Origin of the sequence: Amycolatopsis solani (genome assembly GCF_033441515.1) — a bacterium.
GTDB lineage: Bacteria > Actinomycetota > Actinomycetes > Mycobacteriales > Pseudonocardiaceae > Amycolatopsis > Amycolatopsis solani.
Genome location: NZ_JAWQJT010000001.1, coordinates 517,711 through 538,673, shown reverse-complemented (window position 1 = coordinate 538,673; position 20,963 = coordinate 517,711). Strand labels below are relative to the sequence as shown.

The 20,963-nt window shown below is 69.0% G+C and carries 33 protein-coding genes; 30 read left to right on the top strand and 3 right to left on the bottom strand.

Annotated features, from left to right (window positions below; all coding sequences use genetic code 11):
- The first annotated feature begins 10 nt into the window (after positions 1-10).
- From rpsS to truA, 29 genes are all read left to right on the top strand, one after another.
- On the top strand, positions 11-292 hold the full coding sequence (gene rpsS, locus SD460_RS02715) for a 30S ribosomal protein S19 (RefSeq protein WP_003102083.1): 282 nt from the start codon (positions 11-13) through the stop codon (positions 290-292).
- A 29-nt stretch (positions 293-321) separates the two neighbouring features.
- Positions 322-741, top strand: a complete 420-nt coding sequence (rplV, locus tag SD460_RS02710; RefSeq protein ID WP_290060366.1) for a 50S ribosomal protein L22 — start codon at positions 322-324, stop codon at positions 739-741.
- Positions 741-1,580: a 30S ribosomal protein S3 gene (rpsC, locus tag SD460_RS02705; protein ID WP_013222607.1), complete on the top strand. Its 840-nt coding sequence runs from the start codon at positions 741-743 to the stop codon at positions 1,578-1,580. Before rplV ends, rpsC begins: the two co-directional genes overlap by 1 nt.
- 3 nt (positions 1,581-1,583) lie before the next feature.
- Positions 1,584-2,003, top strand: a complete 420-nt coding sequence (gene rplP / locus SD460_RS02700; protein ID WP_004558864.1) for a 50S ribosomal protein L16 — start codon at positions 1,584-1,586, stop codon at positions 2,001-2,003.
- Entirely contained in the window at positions 2,003-2,248 is a 246-nt protein-coding gene (rpmC, locus tag SD460_RS02695) for a 50S ribosomal protein L29 (RefSeq protein ID WP_086675500.1), read from the top strand. The genes rplP and rpmC overlap by 1 nt, the downstream gene beginning before the upstream one ends.
- Positions 2,245-2,523: a 30S ribosomal protein S17 gene (rpsQ, locus tag SD460_RS02690; protein WP_290060370.1), complete on the top strand. Its 279-nt coding sequence runs from the start codon at positions 2,245-2,247 to the stop codon at positions 2,521-2,523. Before rpmC ends, rpsQ begins: the two co-directional genes overlap by 4 nt.
- 77 nt (positions 2,524-2,600) lie before the next feature.
- Positions 2,601-2,969, top strand: coding sequence for a 50S ribosomal protein L14 (rplN, locus tag SD460_RS02685; protein WP_004558867.1), 369 nt, complete (start codon positions 2,601-2,603; stop codon positions 2,967-2,969).
- Complete coding sequence (gene rplX, locus SD460_RS02680; protein ID WP_086857322.1) at positions 2,969-3,283, top strand: 50S ribosomal protein L24; 315 nt, start codon at positions 2,969-2,971, stop codon at positions 3,281-3,283. Before rplN ends, rplX begins: the two co-directional genes overlap by 1 nt.
- Complete coding sequence (rplE, locus tag SD460_RS02675) at positions 3,283-3,846, top strand: 50S ribosomal protein L5 (protein ID WP_247015084.1); 564 nt, start codon at positions 3,283-3,285, stop codon at positions 3,844-3,846. Before rplX ends, rplE begins: the two co-directional genes overlap by 1 nt.
- A 4-nt stretch (positions 3,847-3,850) precedes the next feature.
- Positions 3,851-4,036, top strand: coding sequence for a type Z 30S ribosomal protein S14 (locus SD460_RS02670; RefSeq protein WP_004558870.1), 186 nt, complete (start codon positions 3,851-3,853; stop codon positions 4,034-4,036).
- A gap of 85 nt (positions 4,037-4,121) precedes the next feature.
- The gene (rpsH, locus tag SD460_RS02665) at positions 4,122-4,520 is read left to right on the top strand and encodes a 30S ribosomal protein S8 (protein WP_004558871.1); all 399 of its coding nucleotides are present in this window, start codon (positions 4,122-4,124) and stop codon (positions 4,518-4,520) included.
- 16 nt (positions 4,521-4,536) lie between these two features.
- The gene (gene rplF, locus SD460_RS02660; protein WP_290060374.1) at positions 4,537-5,076 is read left to right on the top strand and encodes a 50S ribosomal protein L6; all 540 of its coding nucleotides are present in this window, start codon (positions 4,537-4,539) and stop codon (positions 5,074-5,076) included.
- A 2-nt stretch (positions 5,077-5,078) separates the two neighbouring features.
- A complete protein-coding gene (rplR, locus tag SD460_RS02655) occupies positions 5,079-5,477 on the top strand; it encodes a 50S ribosomal protein L18 (RefSeq protein ID WP_290060375.1) in 399 nt (132 codons plus the stop codon).
- A 34-nt stretch (positions 5,478-5,511) separates the two neighbouring features.
- A complete protein-coding gene (gene rpsE / locus SD460_RS02650; RefSeq protein WP_004558874.1) occupies positions 5,512-6,156 on the top strand; it encodes a 30S ribosomal protein S5 in 645 nt (214 codons plus the stop codon).
- 1 nt (position 6,157) lies between these two features.
- Entirely contained in the window at positions 6,158-6,343 is a 186-nt protein-coding gene (rpmD, locus tag SD460_RS02645; protein WP_033291195.1) for a 50S ribosomal protein L30, read from the top strand.
- A complete protein-coding gene (gene rplO / locus SD460_RS02640; RefSeq protein ID WP_086857318.1) occupies positions 6,340-6,786 on the top strand; it encodes a 50S ribosomal protein L15 in 447 nt (148 codons plus the stop codon). The genes rpmD and rplO overlap by 4 nt, the downstream gene beginning before the upstream one ends.
- A gap of 396 nt (positions 6,787-7,182) precedes the next feature.
- Positions 7,183-8,037, top strand: coding sequence for a hypothetical protein (locus SD460_RS02635; RefSeq protein WP_318305886.1), 855 nt, complete (start codon positions 7,183-7,185; stop codon positions 8,035-8,037).
- A 305-nt stretch (positions 8,038-8,342) separates the two neighbouring features.
- Positions 8,343-9,650: a preprotein translocase subunit SecY gene (gene secY, locus SD460_RS02630; protein WP_290052249.1), complete on the top strand. Its 1,308-nt coding sequence runs from the start codon at positions 8,343-8,345 to the stop codon at positions 9,648-9,650.
- Positions 9,647-10,201: an adenylate kinase gene (locus SD460_RS02625; protein ID WP_290052179.1), complete on the top strand. Its 555-nt coding sequence runs from the start codon at positions 9,647-9,649 to the stop codon at positions 10,199-10,201. Before secY ends, SD460_RS02625 begins: the two co-directional genes overlap by 4 nt.
- Positions 10,202-10,245: 44 nt before the next feature.
- Entirely contained in the window at positions 10,246-11,022 is a 777-nt protein-coding gene (gene map, locus SD460_RS02620) for a type I methionyl aminopeptidase (RefSeq protein WP_318306535.1), read from the top strand.
- A 252-nt stretch (positions 11,023-11,274) separates the two neighbouring features.
- Entirely contained in the window at positions 11,275-11,496 is a 222-nt protein-coding gene (gene infA, locus SD460_RS02615; protein ID WP_004558881.1) for a translation initiation factor IF-1, read from the top strand.
- Positions 11,497-11,533: 37 nt separating this feature from the next.
- Positions 11,534-11,647: a 50S ribosomal protein L36 gene (gene rpmJ / locus SD460_RS02610; protein ID WP_004558882.1), complete on the top strand. Its 114-nt coding sequence runs from the start codon at positions 11,534-11,536 to the stop codon at positions 11,645-11,647.
- 205 nt (positions 11,648-11,852) lie between these two features.
- Entirely contained in the window at positions 11,853-12,233 is a 381-nt protein-coding gene (gene rpsM / locus SD460_RS02605; RefSeq protein ID WP_034285908.1) for a 30S ribosomal protein S13, read from the top strand.
- Complete coding sequence (locus SD460_RS02600) at positions 12,230-12,415, top strand: hypothetical protein (RefSeq protein ID WP_290052238.1); 186 nt, start codon at positions 12,230-12,232, stop codon at positions 12,413-12,415. Before rpsM ends, SD460_RS02600 begins: the two co-directional genes overlap by 4 nt.
- Before the next feature lie 18 nt (positions 12,416-12,433).
- Positions 12,434-12,841, top strand: coding sequence for a 30S ribosomal protein S11 (rpsK, locus tag SD460_RS02595; protein WP_004558885.1), 408 nt, complete (start codon positions 12,434-12,436; stop codon positions 12,839-12,841).
- A gap of 23 nt (positions 12,842-12,864) precedes the next feature.
- Entirely contained in the window at positions 12,865-13,470 is a 606-nt protein-coding gene (rpsD, locus tag SD460_RS02590) for a 30S ribosomal protein S4 (RefSeq protein ID WP_004558886.1), read from the top strand.
- A gap of 85 nt (positions 13,471-13,555) precedes the next feature.
- A complete protein-coding gene (locus SD460_RS02585; RefSeq protein ID WP_290052252.1) occupies positions 13,556-14,647 on the top strand; it encodes a DNA-directed RNA polymerase subunit alpha in 1,092 nt (363 codons plus the stop codon).
- Between the two features lie 41 nt (positions 14,648-14,688).
- Positions 14,689-15,243: a 50S ribosomal protein L17 gene (gene rplQ / locus SD460_RS02580; protein ID WP_290052242.1), complete on the top strand. Its 555-nt coding sequence runs from the start codon at positions 14,689-14,691 to the stop codon at positions 15,241-15,243.
- Between the two features lie 73 nt (positions 15,244-15,316).
- Complete coding sequence (gene truA / locus SD460_RS02575; RefSeq protein ID WP_318306534.1) at positions 15,317-16,159, top strand: tRNA pseudouridine(38-40) synthase TruA; 843 nt, start codon at positions 15,317-15,319, stop codon at positions 16,157-16,159.
- A gap of 22 nt (positions 16,160-16,181) precedes the next feature.
- On the opposite strand, the gene SD460_RS02570 is transcribed toward truA, so the two are convergent.
- The 3 genes from SD460_RS02570 to eccE all read right to left on the bottom strand — a co-directional run bounded on the left by SD460_RS02570 (position 16,182) and on the right by eccE (position 18,605).
- Positions 16,182-16,523: a peptidase inhibitor family I36 protein gene (locus tag SD460_RS02570; RefSeq protein ID WP_290052244.1), complete on the bottom strand. Its 342-nt coding sequence runs from the start codon at positions 16,521-16,523 to the stop codon at positions 16,182-16,184.
- A gap of 184 nt (positions 16,524-16,707) precedes the next feature.
- Positions 16,708-17,427, bottom strand: coding sequence for a hypothetical protein (locus SD460_RS02565; RefSeq protein WP_086862313.1), 720 nt, complete (start codon positions 17,425-17,427; stop codon positions 16,708-16,710).
- Positions 17,424-18,605 (bottom strand): type VII secretion protein EccE, encoded by a 1,182-nt coding sequence (gene eccE, locus SD460_RS02560; protein WP_438860563.1) that lies wholly within the window; start codon positions 18,603-18,605, stop codon positions 17,424-17,426. Before eccE ends, SD460_RS02565 begins: the two co-directional genes overlap by 4 nt.
- A 678-nt stretch (positions 18,606-19,283) precedes the next feature.
- Between eccE and eccB the strand changes: the two genes are divergently transcribed.
- Positions 19,284-20,921: a type VII secretion protein EccB gene (gene eccB / locus SD460_RS02555; RefSeq protein WP_318305885.1), complete on the top strand. Its 1,638-nt coding sequence runs from the start codon at positions 19,284-19,286 to the stop codon at positions 20,919-20,921.
- Positions 20,922-20,963: the final 42 nt, after the last annotated feature.

Genomic DNA, 20,963 nt, shown 5'->3' with positions numbered 1-20,963 from the left:
GTAGAACAACATGCCACGTAGCCTCAAGAAGGGCCCGTTCGTGGACGACCACCTGCTCAAGAAGGTGGACGCGCTGAACGAATCGGGCAAGAAGACCGTGATCAAGACCTGGTCGCGTCGTTCGACGATCATCCCGGATTTCCTGGGTCACACGATCGCCGTGCACGACGGCCGCAAGCACGTCCCGGTGTTCGTCACCGAGGCCATGGTCGGTCACAAGCTGGGCGAATTCGCCCCGACGCGGACCTTCAAGGGTCACATCAAGGACGACCGCAAGTCGCGCCGCCGCTGAGCGGGCACGAAACAAGACAGGAAGTAGCGATGAACGCCCAGAACGACGTGACGACCGAGGCTGAACTGCCTACGGCGTACGCGCGGGCTCGCTTCGTCCGGGACTCGCCGACCAAGGTGCGCCGGGTGATCGAGCTCATCAAGGGACGTAGCGCCGCCGACGCCTTGGCCGTGCTCCGGTTCGCCCCGCAGGCGGCCAGCGAGCCGGTCGCGAAGGTGCTCGCCAGCGCCGTGGCCAACGCCGAGAACAACCTTCAGCTGGACCCGGACACCCTCTGGGTCAAGAACGCGTACGCCGACGAGGGCCCGACCCTCAAGCGGATCCGCCCGCGGGCCCAGGGCCGCGCGTACCGGATCCGCAAGCGGACCAGCCACATCACCGTCGAGGTGGAGTCGCGTCCCGCCGTCGCGCAGAAGGCTCAGAGCAAGAAGAAGGCAGGTGGCCGGTAGTGGGCCAGAAGATCAACCCGCACGGTTTCCGCCTGGGTATCACCACGGACTGGAAGTCGCGCTGGTACGCCGACAAGCAGTACGCCGAGTACGTGGCCGAGGACGTCAAGATCCGCAAGCTGCTGGCGACGGGCATGGAGCGCGCCGGCATCTCCAAGGTCGAGATCGAGCGCACTCGTGACCGCGTCCGCGTCGACATCCACACCGCCCGGCCGGGCATCGTCATCGGCCGCCGCGGCGCGGAGGCCGACCGGATCCGTGGCGCGCTGGAGAAGCTGACCAAGAAGCAGGTCCAGCTGAACATCCTCGAGGTCAAGAACCCCGAGGCCGACGCCCAGCTGGTCGCCCAGGCGGTCGCGGAGCAGCTTTCCAACCGCGTGGCGTTCCGCCGCGCGATGCGGAAGGCGATCCAGACCTCCATGCGCTCGCCGCAGGTCAAGGGCATCCGCGTGCAGTGCGGCGGTCGTCTCGGCGGTGCCGAGATGTCCCGCTCCGAGCACTACCGCGATGGCCGCGTCCCGCTGCACACGCTGCGCGCCGACATCGACTACGGCTTCTTCGAGGCCAAGACGACGTTCGGTCGCATCGGCGTCAAGGTGTGGATCTACAAGGGTGAGCTCGTCGGTGGCCTGAAGGCCCGCGAGGCCCGCGACGCCGCCGAGCGTGCGCCGCGTGGCGGTCGCGACCGTGACCGCAGCGACCGGCCGTCCCGCCCGCGTCGTTCCGGCGCCTCGGGCACGACCGCCACCTCGACCGAAGCCGGTCGTGCGGCCGCCGCCGCCACGACCGAGGCCCCGGCGGCCCCGGCCACCGAGACCGCAGAAAAGACGGAGGGCTGAGACGTGCTCATCCCGCGCAGGGTCAAGCACCGGAAGCAGCACTCCCCGAAGCGCCACGGCGCCGCCAAGGGTGGCACGAAGGTCAGCTTCGGCGAGTACGGCATCCAGGCGCTTGAGCACAGCTACGTGACGAACCGGCAGATCGAGTCCGCTCGTATCGCCATGACCCGTCACATCAAGCGTGGTGGCAAGGTGTGGACGACCATCTACCCGGACCGCCCGCTGACCAAGAAGCCGGCGGAAACCCGCATGGGTTCCGGTAAGGGTTCGCCCGAGTGGTGGATCGCCAACGTGAAGCCGGGCCGCGTGATGTTCGAGATCTCGTTCCCGAACGAGGAGACCGCCCGTGAGGCGCTCCGCCGCGCGATCCACAAGCTGCCCATGAAGTGCCGCATCGTGACCCGTGAAGGTGGTGAGTTCTGATGGCGAACGCTGGTGCTCTGGCATCGGAGCTGCGTGAGCTCACCGCGGAAGAGCTCGTCCTGCGTCTGAAGGAATACAAGGAGGAGCTCTTCAACCTCCGCTTCCAGATGGCGACCGGGCAGCTCGACAACAACCGCCGTCTGCGCACCGTCCGCACGGACATCGCGCGGATCTACACGGTCATGCGCGAGCGCGAACTCGGCCTGTCCGTTGCCCCCGACGCCGAGAGTGAAGGTGCCGCATGAGCGAGCCCACCACCGAGTCGCCGGCCCGGAACGACCGCAAGGTCCGCGAGGGCTACGTCGTCTCGGACAAGATGAACAAGACGATCGTGGTCGAGCTCGAAGACCGCAAGAAGCACCCCCGTTACTCGAAGGTTCTCCGCAGCACCACCAAGGTCAAGGTGCACGACGAGAACAACGAGGCGGGCCAGGGTGACCGGGTCCTCCTGATGGAGACCCGCCCGCTGTCGGCGACGAAGCGGTGGCGCCTGGTGAAGATCGTGGAGAAGGCCAAGTAAGCAGGGCTCTTTAAGAGTTCTTAGTTCCGCAAGGCTCGCTCGTCGGGCGAGAACCGGCGCGACATACAGGAGTTGACGTGATCCAGCAGGAGTCGCGGCTTCGGGTAGCCGACAACACGGGTGCGAAGGAAATCCTCTGCATCCGCGTTCTCGGTGGTTCCGGGCGGCGCTACGCCGGCATCGGCGACATCATCGTCGCCACCGTGAAGGACGCCATCCCGGCTGCCGGGGTGAAGAAGGGCGACGTCGTCAAGGCTGTCATCGTCCGCACGGTCAAGGAGCGTCGTCGTCCGGACGGTTCCTACATCCGGTTCGACGAGAACGCCGCCGTGCTCATCAAGAACGACAACGAGCCTCGCGGCACCCGCATCTTCGGCCCGGTGGGCCGCGAGCTGCGCGACCGAAAGTTCATGAAGATCATTTCGCTCGCGCCGGAGGTGCTGTGATGAAGGTGAAGAAGGGCGACACGGTCGTCGTCATCGCCGGCAAGGACAAGGGCGCCAAGGGCAAGGTCATCCAGGCTTACCCCGAGCGCGACCGCGTGCTGGTCGAGGGCGTGAACCGGATCAAGAAGCACACGCGGATCAGCCAGACCCAGCGCGGCGCGCAGTCCGGCGGCATCGTCACGCAGGAGGCGCCCATCCACGTCTCGAACGTGATGGTCGTCGACTCGGACGGCAAGCCGTCCCGGGTGGGTTACCGCATCGGCGAGGACGGCAAGAAGGTCCGGATCTCGCGCCGGAACGGTAAGGACATCTGATGACCACCGCAGAGAAGGTCGCGCCGCGCCTCAAGGTGCGCTACCGCGAAGAGATCAAGGGCCAGCTGCAGGCGGAGTTCTCCTTCGCCAACGTCCACCAGATCCCGGGCGTGGTGAAGGTCGTCGTGAACATGGGTGTCGGTGACGCCGCCCGTGACAGCAAGCTGATCGAGGGTGCGGTCAAGGACCTCGCCCTGATCACCGGTCAGAAGCCCGAGGTCCGGAAGGCCCGCAAGTCCATCGCGCAGTTCAAGCTGCGCGAGGGCCAGCCGATCGGCGCGCGCGTCACGCTGCGCGGCGACCGGATGTGGGAGTTCCTCGACCGGCTGCTGACCATCGCGCTGCCGCGTATCCGCGACTTCCGCGGGCTTTCGCCGAAGCAGTTCGACGGCCACGGCAACTACACGTTCGGTCTCAACGAGCAGTCGATGTTCCACGAGATCGACCCCGACTCCATCGACCGCCCCCGCGGCATGGACGTCACCGTCGTCACGACCGCCACGAACGACGACGAGGGCCGGGCGCTGCTGCGCAAGCTCGGCTTCCCGTTCAAGGAGAACTGAGCCGATGGCCAAGAAAGCACTGGTCCACAAGGCCGCGAAGAAGCCGAAGTTCGCCGTGCGCGCCTACACCCGCTGCCAGCGGTGTGGCCGCCCGCACGCCGTGTTCCGCAAGTTCGGGCTCTGCCGGATCTGCCTTCGCGAGATGGCACACGCGGGCGAGCTGCCCGGCGTCCGCAAGTCCAGCTGGTAAGAGCTTTTTTCTATAACTCCAGTTCGCCACAGGCCCCGCCCCTCCGGGGGCGGGGAACCAGGGCGAGAAAGGTTGACAGGTCACCATGACGATGACCGACCCCATCGCAGACTTCTTGACTCGTCTGCGTAACGCGAACTCGGCGTACCACGACGAGGTCAAGCTCCCGCACTCGAAGCTCAAGGCGAACATCGCCGAGATCCTCAAGCGCGAGGGCTACATCGCGGGTTACCACGACGAGCCGGGCGAAAAGCACAAGAACCTCGTCGTCGAACTCAAGTACGGCCCCAACCGTGAGCGGAGCATCGCCGGCCTGCGGCGCGTCTCCAAGCCCGGTCTGCGGGTCTACGCAAAATCGACCGAACTGCCGTCCGTTCTCGGCGGCCTCGGCATCGCGATCATTTCGACGTCCGGCGGCCTCCAGACCGACCGGCAGGCCAAGCGCAACAGCGTGGGCGGCGAAGTCCTCGCCTACGTCTGGTAAGGAAGGGGGCACAGACATGTCACGCATCGGAAAGCTGCCGGTCGCCGTCCCCTCCGGGGTCGAGGTGACCATCGACGGTCAGCACATCAGCGTCAAGGGCCCCAAGGGGACCCTCGAGCACACCATCGCCGAGCCGATCAAGGTGGAGCGAGACGAAGACGGCACCCTGCTGGTCAAGCGCCCGGACGACGAGCGCACCAGCAAGGCTCTGCACGGCCTCACCCGCACCCTGGTGAACAACCTGGTGGTGGGCGTGACCTCGGGCTACGAGAAGAAGCTCGAGATCCACGGTGTCGGTTACCGCGTGCAGGCCAAGGGCTCGGACCTCGAGTTCGCCCTCGGCTACTCGCACCCGGTGAAGATCGAGGCGCCGGAAGGCATCACCTTCAAGGTGGAGAGCCCGACCCGGTTCTCGGTCTCCGGCATCGACAAGCAGAAGGTCGGCCAGATCTCGGCGGTCATCCGCCGGCTGCGGCGCCCGGACCCGTACAAGGGCAAGGGCCTGCGGTACGAGGGCGAGAAGATCCGCCGCAAGGTCGGAAAGACGGGTAAGTGATCATGAGCGACACGACTACGAAGCGCAAGCCGGTGGGCAAGGACATCTCGACCCGCCGCCGCGTCGCGAAGGCCCGTCGGCACTTCCGCCTCCGCAAGAAGGTTTCGGGCACGGACCAGCGTCCGCGCCTGGTCGTCAAGCGGTCCTCGCGGCACATCGCCGTGCAGGTGATCGACGACCTGGCCGGCCACACGCTGGTCTCGGCGTCCACCCTCGAGGCGGACCTGCGGACGTTCGACGGCGACAAGAAGGCCAAGGCCGCCAAGGTCGGGGAACTCGTCGCCGCGCGTGCCAAGGAGGCCGGGATCTCGGCTGTGGTGTTCGACCGTGGCGGCAACGCCTACCACGGCCGCATCGCCGCGCTCGCCGACGCCGCCCGCGAGGCGGGGTTGGAGTTCTGACGATGCAGAAGCTTGTTAACGGAAGGAAAGCCTGATGCCGGGACGTACACGGCAATTCGGCGGCGGCCAGGGTGGACCCGGCGGGCAGGGCGGCAACGACCGCGGTGACCGTCGCGACCGCCGTGACCGGCGCGACAGCGGTCGTGGCGGGGCGGCCCAGGACAAGACCCCGCACCTCGAAAAGGTCGTGACGATCAACCGCGTCGCCAAGGTCGTCAAGGGTGGTCGTCGCTTCAGCTTCACGGCCCTGGTGGTCGTCGGCGACGGCGACGGTCAGGTCGGCGTCGGCTACGGCAAGGCCAAGGAAGTTCCCGCGGCCATCGCCAAGGGCGTCGAGGAAGCGAAGAAGAACTTCTTCCGCGTCCCGCGCGTCGGCGGCACCATCCCGCACCCGATCCAGGGTGAGGAAGCCGCCGGTGTCGTGCTGCTCCGTCCGGCGTCCGCCGGTACCGGCGTCATCGCCGGTGGCCCGGTGCGCGCGGTGCTGGAGTGCGCGGGTGTCCACGACGTGCTGTCGAAGTCGCTCGGCTCCGACAACGCGATCAACATCGTGCACGCGACCGTGGCGGCCCTCAAGGGCCTGCAGCGTCCCGAAGAGGTTGCGGCCCGCCGTGGCCTGCCGCTCGAGGACGTCGCCCCGGCCCGGATGCTGCGCCAGCGTGCCGGCCAGGGGGTCTGACATGGCTCAGCTCAAGGTCACCCAGGTCAAGAGCAAGATCGGCACGAAGCACGCTCACCGCGAGTCGCTGCGCACCCTCGGGCTGCGCAAGATCCGCCAGAGCGTCGTGCGTGAAGACACCCCCCAGGTGCGCGGCCTGATCCACACCGTCCGCCACCTGGTGGAGGTCGAGGAGGTCAAGGCATGACGGCCATCAAGATCCACCACCTGCGTCCGGCTCCGGGCGCCAAGCGCGACAAGATGCGCGTCGGTCGTGGTGAGGGTTCGAAGGGCAAGACGGCCGGTCGCGGTACGAAGGGCACCAAGGCCCGGAAGAACGTGCCCGCCGGGTTCGAGGGTGGGCAGATGCCCATCCACATGCGGCTCCCGAAGCTGCGTGGCTTCAAGAACCGCTTCCGCACCGAGTACCAGCCGGTGAACGTGGGCGACATCGCCCGCGTCTTCCCGGACGGCGGCAAGATCGGCGCCGAGGAGCTCGTGCAGGGCGGTCTGGTCCGCAAGGGCAAGCTGGTGAAGGTCCTCGGCAACGGCGACCTCAACGGCGTCAAGCTGGACATCACGGCGGACGCCTTCTCCGGCTCCGCCAAGGAGAAGCTCGAGGCGGCCGGCGGTTCGGCCACCACCAACTGAGCGGTTCCGCGTTTTCGAAGGCCCGCCTGGCTCGTGCCAGGCGGGCCTTCGGCGTTTCCGGGTTCCTTGCCGGGAGGACGATCCGGACGCCAGGATCGGGGAGTGGACAGATCACCGCAGGAGCCCCCCGACCCGGCAGGGCCGCCGGAAGCGCCCGGATCGCCCGAATCGCCGTTGAGCTTCCCGGTCGAGGCCTCCCGGCCGGACGGCCCCGAGCCCGGCGCGGGCGCACGGACGGGCGAGCCGCCACGGCTCGAGCCGCTGGAGTTCCCAGTGGAGTCGGCACAGCCTGCGCCGCCGGCGCCGTTGGAGTTCCCGACGGAGGCCGCACAGCCTGCGCCGCCGGCGCCGTTGGAGTTCCCGACGGAGGCCGCACAGCCTTCGCCACCTGCGCCGTTGGCGTTCCCGGTGGAGGCGCCGCGCTCGCCGGGTGCAGCGGCGCCGCTGGGGTTCGCGTCGGACGCGTCGCAGCCTGCGCCGTCGGAGTTCCCGGTGGAGGGGCCGCGGTCGCCGGGTGCGGCCGCGCCGCTGGAGTTCGCGCCGGACGCGTCACAGCCTTCGCTACCAGCGCCGTTCCCCGTCGCGCAGCTGCCCGGCCTGCCACCCCAGCCGCCACAACCGCCCCAGCAGGCCCCCGTCGAGGCCGCTGAAGCCCCCGCAGCCACCCCAGCCGCCGGTCTCCTGCGCTTCCTCCCGCCCGCCCTCGCCCTCCTGGCGGCCCTCCTGACCGTCGTCGGAACCCTGCTGCCGCTGTTCCGCGTCCAGGAGGAGCTCAGCATCCGCCAGCGGGCGTTCGAGACCCGCCTGTCCATCACCCAGACCGCCTGGGGCACCACCATCGAAATCCCCGGCCAGGACGTCACCGACCGGGCCGGCGCGCCCCTCGGCGTGCCGCTCGTCCTCGCCGCCGTCCTGCTGTTCGTGGCCGCCTTCACAGCCTTCTCGCGTTCCCGTAAAGGGCGGTGGCTCATCGGGGCGGGCGCCGCCTTCACCGCCGGCGTGGTCACCACCGTCGGGATGAACCGGTTCGAGCTGAGCGCCCTCGTCGGGACCGTCGACCTCGAAGTCGTCACCGCGGCCGGCATGTGGGTGCTGATCCTGGCCACCGCCGCGGCCGTCGCCGCCGCGGTGGTGGCCCAGCTGCCCCGGCGGAACCGCGACTGGGCCGACCCGGCCGTCGCCTACGCCGATACGCCGACGCCGCCGAGCGGGGTCGCCATCACCGTCCTCCCGCCCGAAGAACCCGACTGACCGACGGCTTTGCGAGTGCTTTCGCCACCGGCGAACAACCGCCGCTCGACCCGCGATCTGTCAAGGATTACCGCCGAGACGACGATGTGGATCAACCCGCCGGAGCAACCTTGGTACGGAAAACGCACACGGACTGCGGACCCGCCCGGTGAAGCTGTTAGAGTCGGCGACACGCTTCGGGACGAGTGTGCCCCGAAGCGTTCCTGGCTTGCGTGCCAGTAGTGCTGTGTGTTCCCGCCGGCCACCGTGCCGGCCAAGCCGATCGTCGGTTGAGGACGGCCGACGACGCCGAGGAGGTCCCCCGCGTGTTCAGCGCCTTCCGCTCGGCTCTCGCGACGCCGGATCTACGCAAGAAGATCCTGTTCACGCTAGCCATCGTCGCGGTCTACCGAATCGGTGCGACCATTCCGGCACCCGGGATCTCGTACGGAGCCGTGCAGGCCTGTAGCTCCCAGGGCGGCCAGGAAGGCGTCTACCAGCTGCTGAACCTGTTCAGCGGCGGTGCGCTGCTGCAGCTGTCGCTCTTCTCGACCGGCATCATGCCGTACATCACGGCGAGCATCATCATCCAGCTGCTCACCGTGGTCATCCCGCGGTTCGAGGAGCTGAAGAAGGAAGGCCAGTCCGGCCAGGGCAAGCTGACCCAGTACACCCGGTACCTGACGATCGCGCTCGCGATCCTGCAGGCCACCGGCGTGGTCGCGCTCGCGGACCGCAAGCAGCTCTTCCCCGACTGCGACCAGCCGATCATCCCGGACAACAGCATCTACTCGCTGTCCCTCATCGTCGTCACGATGACCGCGGGCACCGCCGTCATGATGTGGCTGGGCGAGCTGATCACCGAGCGCGGCATCGGCAACGGCATGTCCGTCCTGATCTTCCTGAACATCGCGGCGCGCATCCCGGCCGAGGGCGGCAACATCCTCAGCAACGCCGGTGGCGTCGGCCTGGCCGTCGTCTGCATCTTCGGCCTGATCATCATCGCCAGCGTCATCTTCGTCGAGCAGGGCCAGCGCCGGATCCCGGTGCAGTACGCCAAGCGCATGATCGGCCGCCGGATGTACGGCGGCACGTCGACCTACCTGCCGATCAAGGTGAACCAGGCCGGCGTCATCCCGGTCATCTTCGCGTCGTCCCTGCTGTACCTGCCGGACCTGATCAGCCGCCTCGTCGGCGACCAGAACGCCAACTCCGGCTGGCAGGTCTTCATCAAGAACTACATCGTGAACCAGTCCAACTGGGTGCACATCGCGCTGTACTTCGCCCTGATCATCTTCTTCACGTACTTCTACATCACGATCACGTTCAACGTGGACGAGCGTGCGGAAGAGATGAAGAAGTTCGGCGGGTTCATCCCGGGCATCCGCCCGGGCCGCCCGACGGCGGAGTACCTGAGCTTCGTGCTCGGCCGGATCACCCTGCCGGGCTCGCTGTACCTGGGCATCATCGCGATCCTCCCGAACTTCTTCCTGTCGTTGACCGGTAGCGGGAACAACCAGAACTTCCCGTTCGGCGGCACGGCTGTGCTGATCATGGTCGGTGTCGGGCTCGACACCGTGAAGCAGATCGAAAGCCAGCTGATGCAGCGCAACTACGAAGGGTTCTTGAAGTGACGCGGCTGGTTCTCGTGGGTCCGCCCGGCGCGGGGAAGGGCACCCAGGCGGTGGCCCTCTCCGAGCAGCTGCGGATCCCGCACATCTCGACCGGCGACCTGTTCCGCGCCCACGTCGGCCAGGAGACCCCGCTCGGCCAGGAAGCGAAGCGCTACCTGGACTCGGGCGAGCTCGTGCCCGACTCGGTGACCAACGAAATGGTCCGCGAGCGGCTCGCGGAGCCGGACGCCAAGGTCGGCTTTCTGCTCGACGGCTTCCCCCGCAACACCAAGCAGGCCGAGGTGCTCGGGGAGATCCTGGGCGAAACGGACGCCTCGCTCGACGCGGTGATCCAGCTGCAGGTGCCGGAGGACGTCGTCGTCGCACGGCTCATGTCGCGCGGCCGCGCGGACGACACCGAAGAGGTCATCCGCCGCCGTCAGCAGATCTACGTGTCGGACACCGCGCCGCTGCTGGAGTACTACGCCGACATCCTCGTGACCGTCGACGGCGTCGGCAGCGTCGAGGAGATCTCCGGCCGGGTGCTGGAAGCGCTGCGCGACCGCACGTGAATCTCGGAGGGTTGCGTGTTCTGCAAGTGCTCCGCCGCGGGCGCATGATCGAGGTCAAGACCCCGGACGAGCTGCAGGCGATGCGGGCGGCGGGTCTCGTCGTGGCCCGTACGCTCGCGGCCGTCCGCGCCGCGGCGAAACCGGGCGTCAGCACGGCCGAGCTCGACGAGCTGGCCGAGCAGACGATCCGGGACGCCGGCGCGGTGCCGTCTTTCAAGGGCTACCACGGCTTCCCGGCGTCGATCTGCGCGTCGGTGAACGAGCAGATCGTCCACGGCATCCCGGCGAAGACGCAGGTGCTGGCCGACGGCGACATCATCTCCGTCGACTGCGGGGCGATCCTCGACGGCTGGCACGGCGACTCCGCCGTGACGCTGGCCATCGGCGACGTCTCCGGCGCCGACCTGGCGCTGTCCGCGGCGACCGAGGCGGCGATGTGGGCCGGCATCGAGGCGGTCCGCGCCGGCGGCCGGTTGACCGACATCTCCTACGCCGTCCAGTCGGCCGCCGAACGCGCGGGCCGCGACGACGGCATCGAGTACGGGATGATCCTCGAGTACGGCGGCCACGGCATCGGCCGCCAGATGCACATGGACCCGTTCCTGCCGAACGTCGGCAAGCCCGGCAAGGGCCCGCGGCTCAAGCCCGGCATGGCGCTGGCGATCGAGCCGATGCTGACCGGTGGCGGCGGCGAGACCCGCGAGCTGGACGACGGCTGGACGGTAGTCACGGCCGACGGCTCCCGCGCGGCCCACTGGGAGCACACGGTGGCGATCACCGAAGAGGGCCCGTGGGTCCTCACCGCCCCGGAAGACGCCTGACCTGCGCTTTCACCCGTTGGTGGCTCCCGCGCGTGGTGATCTCCTACCATGTTCACCCCCGGTTTGGGGGTCGCGACACGGCATGCGTACACTGTCAAGTCGGCGCACTTATCGTGCCTGGATCCTGCGCGCTCGTGAATTCACGATCTTGGGACTCGGGCACCAGTGTGCCACGCAACACCCAACCCAGCACTAGTGCTCGAGTTGATCAGGTGTGGCGACAGACGCTGTTGACAAGGAAATGCGGAGGACATGGCGAAGAAAGACGGGGCCATCGAGGTCGAAGGCCGCGTAGTCGAGCCGCTCCCCAACGCGATGTTCCGCGTCGAGTTGGAGAACGGTCACAAGGTCCTGGCACACATCAGCGGCAAGATGCGGCAGCACTACATCCGCATCCTGCCCGAGGACAGGGTTGTCGTGGAGCTCTCGCCCTACGACCTCTCTCGTGGTCGCATCGTCTACCGCTACAAGTGATCACAGAGAGCAGCTCAGAAGCAGGAGAGCAGAAGACGTGAAGGTCCAGCCGAGCGTCAAGAAGATCTGCGACAAGTGCAAGGTGATCCGCCGTCACGGCCGGATCATGGTGATCTGCGAGAACCTGCGGCACAAGCAGCGGCAGGGCTGATCACTCGCACTCGACCAGAGTGGATTGACGGCTACACAACCTCCCCGCACCTGCCGGGCCACGCGAGTGGACCGGTTCACCCCCGGACTTCAGGCCGGGGCTGGGACACCCGAGGCGCAAGCCGAGGGCACGACAGGCGAGTCGGTCCCGGAACCGGACGGGGAGCAGACCTGAAGATGAATTCAATGAAGGAGCATCAGCGCCAATGGCACGACTCGCTGGCGTAGACCTCCCCCGCGAGAAGCGGTTGGAGATCGCGCTTACGTACATCTACGGCATCGGCCGTACCCGCTCGAAGCAGCTCATCAAGGCTGCCGAGCTCAACGCGGACACCCGCGTCAAAGACCTCAGCGATGACGACCTCGCGAAGCTGCGTGTGTACATCGAAGAGAACTTCAAGGTCGAGGGTGACCTTCGCCGCGAGGTGAACGCCGACATCCGTCGGAAGATCGAGATCGGGTGCTACGAGGGCCTTCGCTGGCGCCGCGGACTTCCCGTCCGTGGTCAGCGCACGAAGACCAACGCCCGTACCCGCAAGGGTCCGAAGAAGACGGTCGCCGGCAAGAAGAAGGCTGGCAAGAAGTGAGCGTCCAGGGCAAGAAGGTCGTGCGGATGGGCGGCGCGCAGCGCCGCGGCACGGCTTGCGTTTCGCCCAAGGCGCTCTACGCCCGCCCGATGGCGCTCCGCAACCTGTACACCGACGCCGGTTCGATCATCCGGCGCGGCCAGGCCGAAGCGGTCGCCGCTCACCAAGAGAACGCGCGCTAACAGGAGAACCCTCAGAACATGCCACCGAAGTCTCGTACTGCGGCCGGGGCCAAGAAGGTCCGCCGCAAGGAAAAGAAGAATGTCGCGCACGGTCACGCGCACATCAAGAGCACCTTCAACAACACCATCGTCTCGATCACGGACCCGACCGGTGCCGTGATCGCGTGGGCGTCGAGTGGTCACGTGGGCTTCAAGGGCTCCCGTAAGTCCACCCCGTTCGCCGCGCAGATGGCCGCCGAGAACGCTGCCCGCAAGGCCGCCGAGCACGGCATGAAGAAGGTCGACGTCTTCGTGAAGGGCCCGGGTTCGGGCCGCGAGACGGCGATCCGCTCGCTGCAGGCGGCCGGCCTCGAGGTCGGCACCATCCAGGACGTGACCCCGCAGCCTCACAACGGCTGCCGCCCGCCCAAGCGGCGCCGGGTCTGAGGAACGGGGAGGAGTAAGAAGAAATGGCTCGTTACACCGGCCCCGCGACGCGTATTTCGCGTCGCCTCAAGGTTGACCTCATCGGCGGCGACCAGGCTTTCGAGCGTCGCCCCTACCCGCCGGGCCAGCACGGCCGCGGGCGCATCAAGGAGTCCGAGTACCTCCTGCAGTCGCAGGAGAAGCAGAAGGCTCGCTACACCTACGGCGTTCTCGAGCGTCAGTTCGTCCGGTACTACAAGGAAGCCGTCCGGCGTCCTGGCAAGACCGGTGAGAACCTGCTGCAGATCCTCGAGTCCCGCCTGGACAACGTGATCTACCGCGCCGGCATCGCCCGCACCCGCCGTCAGGCGCGTCAGCTGGTGAGCCACGGCCACTTCCTGGTCAACGGCGTCAAGGTCAACGTCCCGTCCTTCCAGGTCTCGAAGTGGGACATCATCGACGTGCGGCCGAAGTCGTTCGCGATGCTGCCTTTCGTCGTGGCCAAGGAGTCCTTCGGCGACCGCCCGATCCCGGCGTGGCTGCAGGTCGTCCAGTCCAACCTCCGCGTGCTGGTCCACCAGCTGCCGGAGCGTGCGCAGATCGATGTTCCGGTTCAGGAACAGCTGATCGTCGAGCTCTACTCGAAGTAGTCCGGCCCCGGCTGGAGTACGGGCGGCGGCGCAACAGGTGCGCCGCCGTCGCGCCATCCCTTCGACGTCATATGGCGGGCGTCGTCTGGAAAGGAACCAGGAAGAAATGCTGATTTCCCAGCGGCCGGCTCTCGGCGAAGAGACGGTCAACGAGACCCGCTCCCGGTTCACCATCGAACCGCTGGAGCCCGGCTTCGGCTACACGCTCGGCAACTCGCTGCGTCGTACGCTGCTGTCGTCCATCCCGGGCGCGGCCGTGACGAGCATCCGCATCGACGGCGTGCTGCACGAGTTCACCACCGTTCCCGGGGTGAAGGAAGACGTCACCGACATCATCCTGAACCTCAAGGAGCTCGTGGTGTCCTCGGAAGAGGACGAGCCGGTCACCATGTACCTGCGCAAGCAGGGCCCGGGTGAGGTCACGGCGGCCGACATCGTGCCGCCGGCGGGTGTCACCGTGCACAACCCGGATCTGCACATCGCGTCGCTGAACGGCAAGGGCAAGCTCGAGATCGAGCTCGTCGTCGAGCGCGGCCGCGGTTACGTTCCGGCCCTGCAGAACAAGCAGGCGGGCGCGGAGATCGGCCGGATCCCGGTCGACTCGATCTACTCGCCGGTGCTCAAGGTGACCTACAAGGTCGAGGCCACCCGTGTCGAGCAGCGCACCGACTTCGACAAGCTGATCCTGGACGTCGAGACCAAGCCGTCGATCACGCCGCGCGACGCGGTCGCGTCGGCCGGCAAGACGCTGGTGGAGCTGTTCGGTCTCGCTCGCGAGCTGAACGTCGACGCCGAGGGCATCGAGATCGGCCCGTCGCCGCAGGAGGCGGACACCATCGCCGCCTACGCGATGCCGATCGAGGACCTGGACCTCACCGTCCGGTCGTACAACTGCCTGAAGCGCGAAGGCATCCACACGGTGGGCGAGCTCGTCTCGCGCAGCGAGGCGGACCTGCTCGACATCCGGAACTTCGGCGCCAAGTCGATCGACGAGGTCAAGCTCAAGCTCGTCGGCCTCGGCCTCGCGCTGAAGGACAGCCCGCCCGGGTTCGACCCGACCGCGGCGGCCGCCAGTTACGACGGTGAAGGCTGGTCGGAGGGTGTCGGTGGCATCGCCGACGGGATTTCGGACGGCCACGACGATGGCCAGGACTACGCAGAGACCGAGCAGCTCTGAGGCCGTGTGCCTGGACGCTGTGAGCTGAACTAGGAGAACCAATGCCCACCCCTACCAAGGGAGCCCGGCTCGGCGGGTCGTCCGCGCACGAGCGGCTGATCCTGGCCAACTTGGCCACGCAGCTGTTCGAGCACGGCAAGATCACGACCACCGAGGCGAAGGCCCGCCGGGTCCGCCCGCTGGCCGAGAAGCTGATCACGAAGGCGAAGCGGGGCGACCTGCACAACCGCCGTCTGGTGCAGAAGATCGTCCGTGACAAGGACGTCGTGCACAAGCTGTTCGCCGAGATCGGTCCGCACTTCGCGGAGCGGGCGGGCGGCTACACCCGGATCACCAAGACGATGCCGCGCAAGGGCGACAACGCCAAGATGGCGGTCATCGAACTGGTCCCGGAGAAGACGGTGACTTCGGAAGCCGAGCGCGCTCGCAAGACGAAGTTCGCCAAGGACGAGAAGGCCGCCGCTCCGGTCGCCGAGGAGACCACCTCCACCGAGGAGGCTCCGGCTGCCGACGAGACCAAGGCCGAAGACACCGCCGCTGCCGAGACCGAGGCCCCGGCTTCGGACGACGCGGACGCGGACGCCAAGAAGGACTGACGTCCTGACGGCCGCTTCGACACCGGACGAGCCCGCCACTCCCCCCGGGGAGGGCGGGCTCGTTCGTCTGCGCCTGGACGTCTCGTACGACGGCACGGACTTCTCGGGCTGGGCCCGCCAGCCGGGCCGCCGGACGGTCCAGGAGCTCCTGGAGGAGGCGCTGCGGCGCCAGCCACCGGGGGCGTCGGTACCCAAGTCCGTGGTCGTGGCGGGCCGCACGGACGCCGGGGTGCACGCGACCGGCCAGGTCGTGCACGTCGACGTGGTCCCGCTCGCTTCGCCGTCCGGCCGGATTCCCGTGTCGCCCGAAGGCATCCCGGACCTGACGCGCATGGTGGGCCGCTGGAACCGCCTCCTGCCCGGTGACGTCCGGGTGCTGGGTGCCCGCGTCGCCCCGGCGGGGTTCGACGCGCGTTTCTCGGCGATCCGCCGTCACTACCGCTACCGCGTCTCGGACGCGCCGTGGGGCGTGGACCCGTTGCGCCGCCACGACACCCTGGCCTGGAACCGTCCACTGTCGACGGACGCGATGAACGCGGCCGCGGCTGACCTGTTGGGCCTGCACGACTTCGCGGCGTACTGCAAGCAGCGTGACACGGGCACGACGATCCGCGAGCTGCAGCGCCTGGTCTGGCGCCGGCTCGACGAGCACCTGCTGGAGGTCGAGGTCTCGGCGGACGCGTTCTGCCACTCGATGGTCCGCAGCCTGGTCGGCGTCCTCCTCCTGGTGGGCGACGGCCGCCGCACGGACGCGTGGCCGTCGAAGCTCCTGGAGAGCGGCATCCGCGACAGCGCGGTGGCCCCGGCCCACGGCCTCACCCTGCTCGGCGTGGATTACCCGCCGGACGCCGAACTGGCGGCCCGCGCGGAGCAGACCCGCAACGTCCGCACGTCCGTCGAGAGTCCGGGGAACTGAGGGGCTCGGCTCGAGGCCGTGCTCAGCCCGTGCAGGGTTTGACGGAGCTGGTCGGACTGACCTGGAAGCCACGCGCGACGGTCTCCCCGACACTGCTGGGCCAGCCGGTGTAGTTGTAACCCGGGTACAGGCACATGCCCCGCGGATGGTTGCTGACCACCCAGATCGCGCGATCCACGCCCTGGCCGCGGAGATCCGGGGAACCCCAGGTGAACGTCGCCATCCGGCCGGTCGAGTTCGCGCCGGTGTAGAGGCAGATCTTGCCTGCCGGGCAGGCGGCCTGTGCGCCGGCTTCGGCGGCGAAACCCGTTGTGAGCAAAGCGATCGACGCCGCCAGAACGGCAGCGGACTTGAAGACGCGCATGAAACCCCTCCCAAGAATTCTGCGCCTGGCCGCTGAGTGCGGCCGCGAATTGATCTTGGGCGGACCTGCCGGGTTCTGTCAAGGAAGCTCGATAGTGCGTATGTCACTCACAAGCGTGGCCCTGACAGCGGAAAGCGGGTGGCTCCCCCGAGGGAACCACCCGCTCTCCGCTGTTCGAAACGACTCAGTCGCCGCGGCGGACCGGGCCCAGGAGCTGCTGCTCCTTGCCGGTCGTCACCAGGCGCAGGGGCCGCCACAGGTTGCGGCCCAGGGCCACCACCTGGTCGTCCTTCAACGTCGTCAGCTGCCGCATCATCTGCGGCGGGAGGCGCCAGATGCGGGCCGCCAGCTCGGCCTGGCCGGCCGGGAGGCGCTGCATCAGGACCAGGTCCGCCGCGTTGGCCGTCGCGCCCGCCTGCGGGTGCAGGTACGGGAGGACGTAGATCGTCGTCTGCCACGGCGATCGCGGGGGAAACAGGTCCTGCGGGGTCGGGCCGCCGTCCGTCACCACCAGCAGCGGGGCGTCCTCGGACGGGCGGGGCAGCTCGACCGGGGACAGCCGGCGGATCTGCACCAGCGGGGACGGCCGTCCGTCGCGGCTGCCGGCCGCGCGGGACAGCACCTGCCACTCGGTCGGGCGGCCCGTCGCGACCACAACCCACGCGCCGACCGCCATTGCGCGCATCGCCACCTGGCGGGCCAGGTACAGCCCGCCCACCAGCACGATCCGCGTCGGGGTCGAGCGCAGCGCCGAGATCGTCAGCGGCTCGCCCTTGAGGCCCGAGCCGAGCACGATGCCGCCGCGGTCACCCGAAGGGCTGATCGCGTCGAGCATCGCGGGGTCCACGGTGAACTCCGGCGACACCCCGGTGTTCTGCCCGGCATCACGGACGCGGGAAGTCATGCCGTACCTCCGATCGGCAACGTCGCGGCGAACGCGGAGACCTGCAGCCCGCGCAACGGTGTCAGGTCCACGCCCAGCCGCTCGGACAGCCCGTGCAGCCGCTGGTCGGCGGCGTCGAGCTCACGCGGGTTGCGCGCGCTCAGCCGGACCACGCCGCGCAGCCCGATCTTGCCTTCGTCGGACGCCGGGGAAATCGACATCGCGAGCGTCGCCGACAGCGCGCGGACGCTCGTCAGCGCGTCGAGGCTGCCGGAGATCTTGCCCTTCGGCCAGCCGGTGATCGCGTAGCTCGCGTGGCCGATGCCGGCCGCGGTCACCCCGGACCAGCGTTCCTGCAGGGTGACCTTGTTCGGCGAGCCGGCGACGGCGGTGAGCTCGGCGGCCGAGATACCGGCCCGCAGCAGCTCGTCCGGGTCCAGCGGCCGCGTCGGCACGCCCTGCGACTCGAGCGCGTTGCGCACCCGCGAAAGCGCGCCGATCAGCGCGCGGTGGGCGCCGACGACACCGCCGCCGCGCTCGCGGATCGCCGCCGGGCAGCGTTTCGGGTCCAGCCGGATCGCGACCCACGTCGTCCGCCGCGCCGCCGCGGGCAGCGGCCCGAGCACCTCCATGTAGGAGCTGAGCGCCGGCGAGTCCGACGGCAGCGCCGCGCTGCCCGGGTAGCAGTGCCAGATCATCTGGATGGAATCGAGGACCACACCGCGGTCTTCGAGGCACGGGGCCAGCGCCGACAGCGGGAGGCTGGGCGCGCCACCGGCCTGGGTGATCAACGCCGGTGTCGGCTCGACGAGCAGCACCGCCGTCCACGTGCCGTCGTTCCAGGCGAGGCCGACCTGCTGGCGCTCGTGGTCGACGCCGTGCGCCACCACGAGGTCCGGCACCGCGATGCGGAGCAGGTTCACGCGGGCGTCGTCCGGGCCGGTCACGGCGGTCTCTTCAGCCGCCAGCTCCTCGACGGTGCTCGGCGGCAGCGGGTTCGCGGACCGGTCGTGGGACCGGAACGAGTAGCGCATCGTCAGCCCGATCCACTGGGTGAACCAGCGGCCGCGCCAGCGCAGCAGCGCGACGATGAGGGCGAAGCCGACGATGCCGATCCCGACGTACTTGAGCGACATGTCGATCGCGAGCAGCACCAGCCCGACGGCGAGGCCGACCTCGAGCACGACGAGGTTCGCCACCGGCAGCGGGCCGAGGGTGACGCCGGACGAGCGGCGCCGCGCCGGCGGGGCCACCCGCACCGCGCCGGGCGAGGGAGTGGGACTGCTGCTGTCTTCTGGGCCTTGCGGGCCACTCGGGCCGCCGGGTCCACCGGGACCACCGCCACCGGGGCCACCCGGGCCGCCGGGTCCACCAGGACCACCGCCGCCGGGGCCGCCGGGACCACCCGGTCCACCGGGACCGCCAGGCCCACCAGGACCGCCAGGACCGCCGGGGCCGGGGCCGCCGGGACCACGCCCGCCGGGACCGGGACCACCAGGACCGGGACCGCCGGGGCCACGCGGGGGCATGCCGGGTCCACCGGGACCGCCGCCGGGCCCCCCGGGTCCGCCAGGTCCACCGGGGACGCCGCCGGGCCCACCGGGCCCTCCAGGGCCGCCGGGACCTCCGGGTCTCACCGGGCGCGGCGGCGGGCCCGGCTGGCGGCCGGGCGGCGGGGGCCCGGGCGGGCCAGGCGGACGTGGAGGGTTGGTGACGGACATCCGCGCTTTCTCTTCCCCTCGTGCTTGCTGCGTACCCGGAAGCCGGGTCCCGGGGTGTCCGACACTAGCTTGAGTTGGTAGAAACCCCACACCAGACGGTCCCCGTACGGCTATCCTGCGGAACCGTACCGCGACGGGGAGAGCTGTAGGTCGAGAATGCCATCAACACCCACGACTAAGTCTCAGGTTCAGGCGTACAAGTTCGTCCTACGGCGGATGCAGTCGGCGCTGGTCCGGCGGGACGCCGTGATGCTGCACGACCCGATGCGCACCCACACGAGGGCCACCATCGTGGGAGTCGTGCTGGGCGCGCTCGGCATGATCGTGTTCGTCGTCTGGGGCCTGCTCAGCCCGGCGCCTTCGGTGCCGGAGGCCGGGAACATCGTGATCGGCGAGCAGTCCGGCACGGTCTACGTCGTCACGGGAAACCCGAAGAAGCTGATCCCCACGTTCAACCTCGCGTCCGCGCGGCTTCTGCTGCTGGCGCAGTCGAAGCAGTCGAGCGCGGGCAGCGGCGGCGCGCCCGCGGCACCGGCCGCGCCGGCGGCGGCGAGCCCGGCGAGTGTGAAGAACCCCACTGTCGTTTCGGACGCGCAGCTGGAGTCCATTCCGCGCGACAAACTCACCGGAATTCCGGACGGCCCGCAGCTGATCCCGTCGGATTCCCAGCGCATTTCCCCGAATTGGGCGGTGTGCGACCAGGTCCAGCTCGATCCTTCGCTGCCGAACCCCGACACCGGCAAGACCAACACCTACGTCTTCGGCGGCATCGCGCCCAGCGGGCTCGGCACCGAACTGGGGGAGAACGAAGCCCTGCTGGCGAAGGCCGACAACGGCAAGACGTACCTCGTCTACCGGCTGCCGAGTTCGCGGAACCGGCCGAACGCCAACACCGTGCGCGCCGAGATCGACTCCGACAACGCGAACAACGCCGTCCAGACAGCGCTGCAGCTGCCGCCGACCGGGCGGAAGATCACCCCGGGGCTGCTCAACGCGATCCCGGAGGTCGCACGCCTGACCCCGCCGCGGATCCCCAGCGGGCCGGCCCCGGCGGACTTCGACGGGCTGACCGCCGGCGACGTCTTCTCCACGCAGCCGACCGGCGCGCAGCCGGACTACTGGGCGATCACGACCAGCGGCATCCAGAAGGTGTCGAACGCCGTCGCCGACATCATCCGCGTCGCGAAGAACGGCAGTGCGGGCCGGATCCAGATCCTCGGCCTGGACAAGCTGGCCGGCGTGCACGTCCTGCAGCCCACCGACAAGGACTACATCGCGGTCGACGACTTCCCGCGCTCGGTCCCGACGGTCCTCGACGCGACGAAGAACTCCTCGGTCGCGTGCCTGGGCTGGTCGCTGGTCGGGTCCGGCGCCGACCAGGACGCGCACACCTCGGTGTACGTCGACACGCAGCTGCCGGGCCAGAAGGGCAGCGGCGACAAGTTCACCCCGATGACGGTGACCACGCCGGGCCCGAACCGCGTGCCGATCAACGGCTTCTACCTCAAGCCGGGCTTCGCCGCGGTGGTCCAGTCCGCGACCGGCAAGGACAGCTTCGGCAAGGGCACCATCCAGCTGATCTCCGACCGCGGGATCCGCTACAGCGTCCCGGACGCGGCGACGGCGGACGCGATCGGCTTGAACAACCGCCAGCCCGCGCCCGAGTCGGTCATCGGACTGCTCCCGACCGGGGCTTCGCTGAACACCCAGGACGTGCTCAAGCAGTTCGACTCGGTGCCGATCGACCCGAACGCCGGTTCGTTCGGGACGCCGACCGCCCCCGCGGGGAACTGACCGGAACCGCCGGTCCGCTCCGGGCGTCACAGCCCGGAGGCA

Bases quoted from the DNA above. Each gene is read 5' to 3' on its own strand.
- rpsK (WP_004558885.1), top strand. From the start codon at position 12,434: ATGCCACCGAAGTCTCGTACTGCGGCCGGGGCCAAGAAGGTCCGCCGC.
- SD460_RS02565 (WP_086862313.1), bottom strand. From the start codon at position 17,427: ATGACTTCCCGCGTCCGTGATGCCGGGCAGAACACCGGGGTGTCGCCG.
- rpsE (WP_004558874.1), top strand. From the start codon at position 5,512: ATGCCGGGACGTACACGGCAATTCGGCGGCGGCCAGGGTGGACCCGGC.
- rpmC (WP_086675500.1), top strand. From the start codon at position 2,003: ATGGCGAACGCTGGTGCTCTGGCATCGGAGCTGCGTGAGCTCACCGCG.
- rpsD (WP_004558886.1), top strand. From the start codon at position 12,865: ATGGCTCGTTACACCGGCCCCGCGACGCGTATTTCGCGTCGCCTCAAG.
- rplE (WP_247015084.1), top strand. From the start codon at position 3,283: ATGACCACCGCAGAGAAGGTCGCGCCGCGCCTCAAGGTGCGCTACCGC.
- rplV (WP_290060366.1), top strand. From the start codon at position 322: ATGAACGCCCAGAACGACGTGACGACCGAGGCTGAACTGCCTACGGCG.
- rplX (WP_086857322.1), top strand. From the start codon at position 2,969: ATGAAGGTGAAGAAGGGCGACACGGTCGTCGTCATCGCCGGCAAGGAC.
- rplO (WP_086857318.1), top strand. From the start codon at position 6,340: ATGACGGCCATCAAGATCCACCACCTGCGTCCGGCTCCGGGCGCCAAG.
- rplR (WP_290060375.1), top strand. From the start codon at position 5,079: ATGAGCGACACGACTACGAAGCGCAAGCCGGTGGGCAAGGACATCTCG.
- rpsH (WP_004558871.1), top strand. From the start codon at position 4,122: ATGACGATGACCGACCCCATCGCAGACTTCTTGACTCGTCTGCGTAAC.
- rpmD (WP_033291195.1), top strand. From the start codon at position 6,158: ATGGCTCAGCTCAAGGTCACCCAGGTCAAGAGCAAGATCGGCACGAAG.
- rplF (WP_290060374.1), top strand. From the start codon at position 4,537: ATGTCACGCATCGGAAAGCTGCCGGTCGCCGTCCCCTCCGGGGTCGAG.
- SD460_RS02570 (WP_290052244.1), bottom strand. From the start codon at position 16,523: ATGCGCGTCTTCAAGTCCGCTGCCGTTCTGGCGGCGTCGATCGCTTTG.
- infA (WP_004558881.1), top strand. From the start codon at position 11,275: ATGGCGAAGAAAGACGGGGCCATCGAGGTCGAAGGCCGCGTAGTCGAG.
- rpsS (WP_003102083.1), top strand. From the start codon at position 11: ATGCCACGTAGCCTCAAGAAGGGCCCGTTCGTGGACGACCACCTGCTC.
- map (WP_318306535.1), top strand. From the start codon at position 10,246: ATGATCGAGGTCAAGACCCCGGACGAGCTGCAGGCGATGCGGGCGGCG.
- rplQ (WP_290052242.1), top strand. From the start codon at position 14,689: ATGCCCACCCCTACCAAGGGAGCCCGGCTCGGCGGGTCGTCCGCGCAC.
- eccB (WP_318305885.1), top strand. From the start codon at position 19,284: ATGCCATCAACACCCACGACTAAGTCTCAGGTTCAGGCGTACAAGTTC.
- SD460_RS02670 (WP_004558870.1), top strand. From the start codon at position 3,851: ATGGCCAAGAAAGCACTGGTCCACAAGGCCGCGAAGAAGCCGAAGTTC.
- rpsQ (WP_290060370.1), top strand. From the start codon at position 2,245: ATGAGCGAGCCCACCACCGAGTCGCCGGCCCGGAACGACCGCAAGGTC.
- rpsM (WP_034285908.1), top strand. From the start codon at position 11,853: ATGGCACGACTCGCTGGCGTAGACCTCCCCCGCGAGAAGCGGTTGGAG.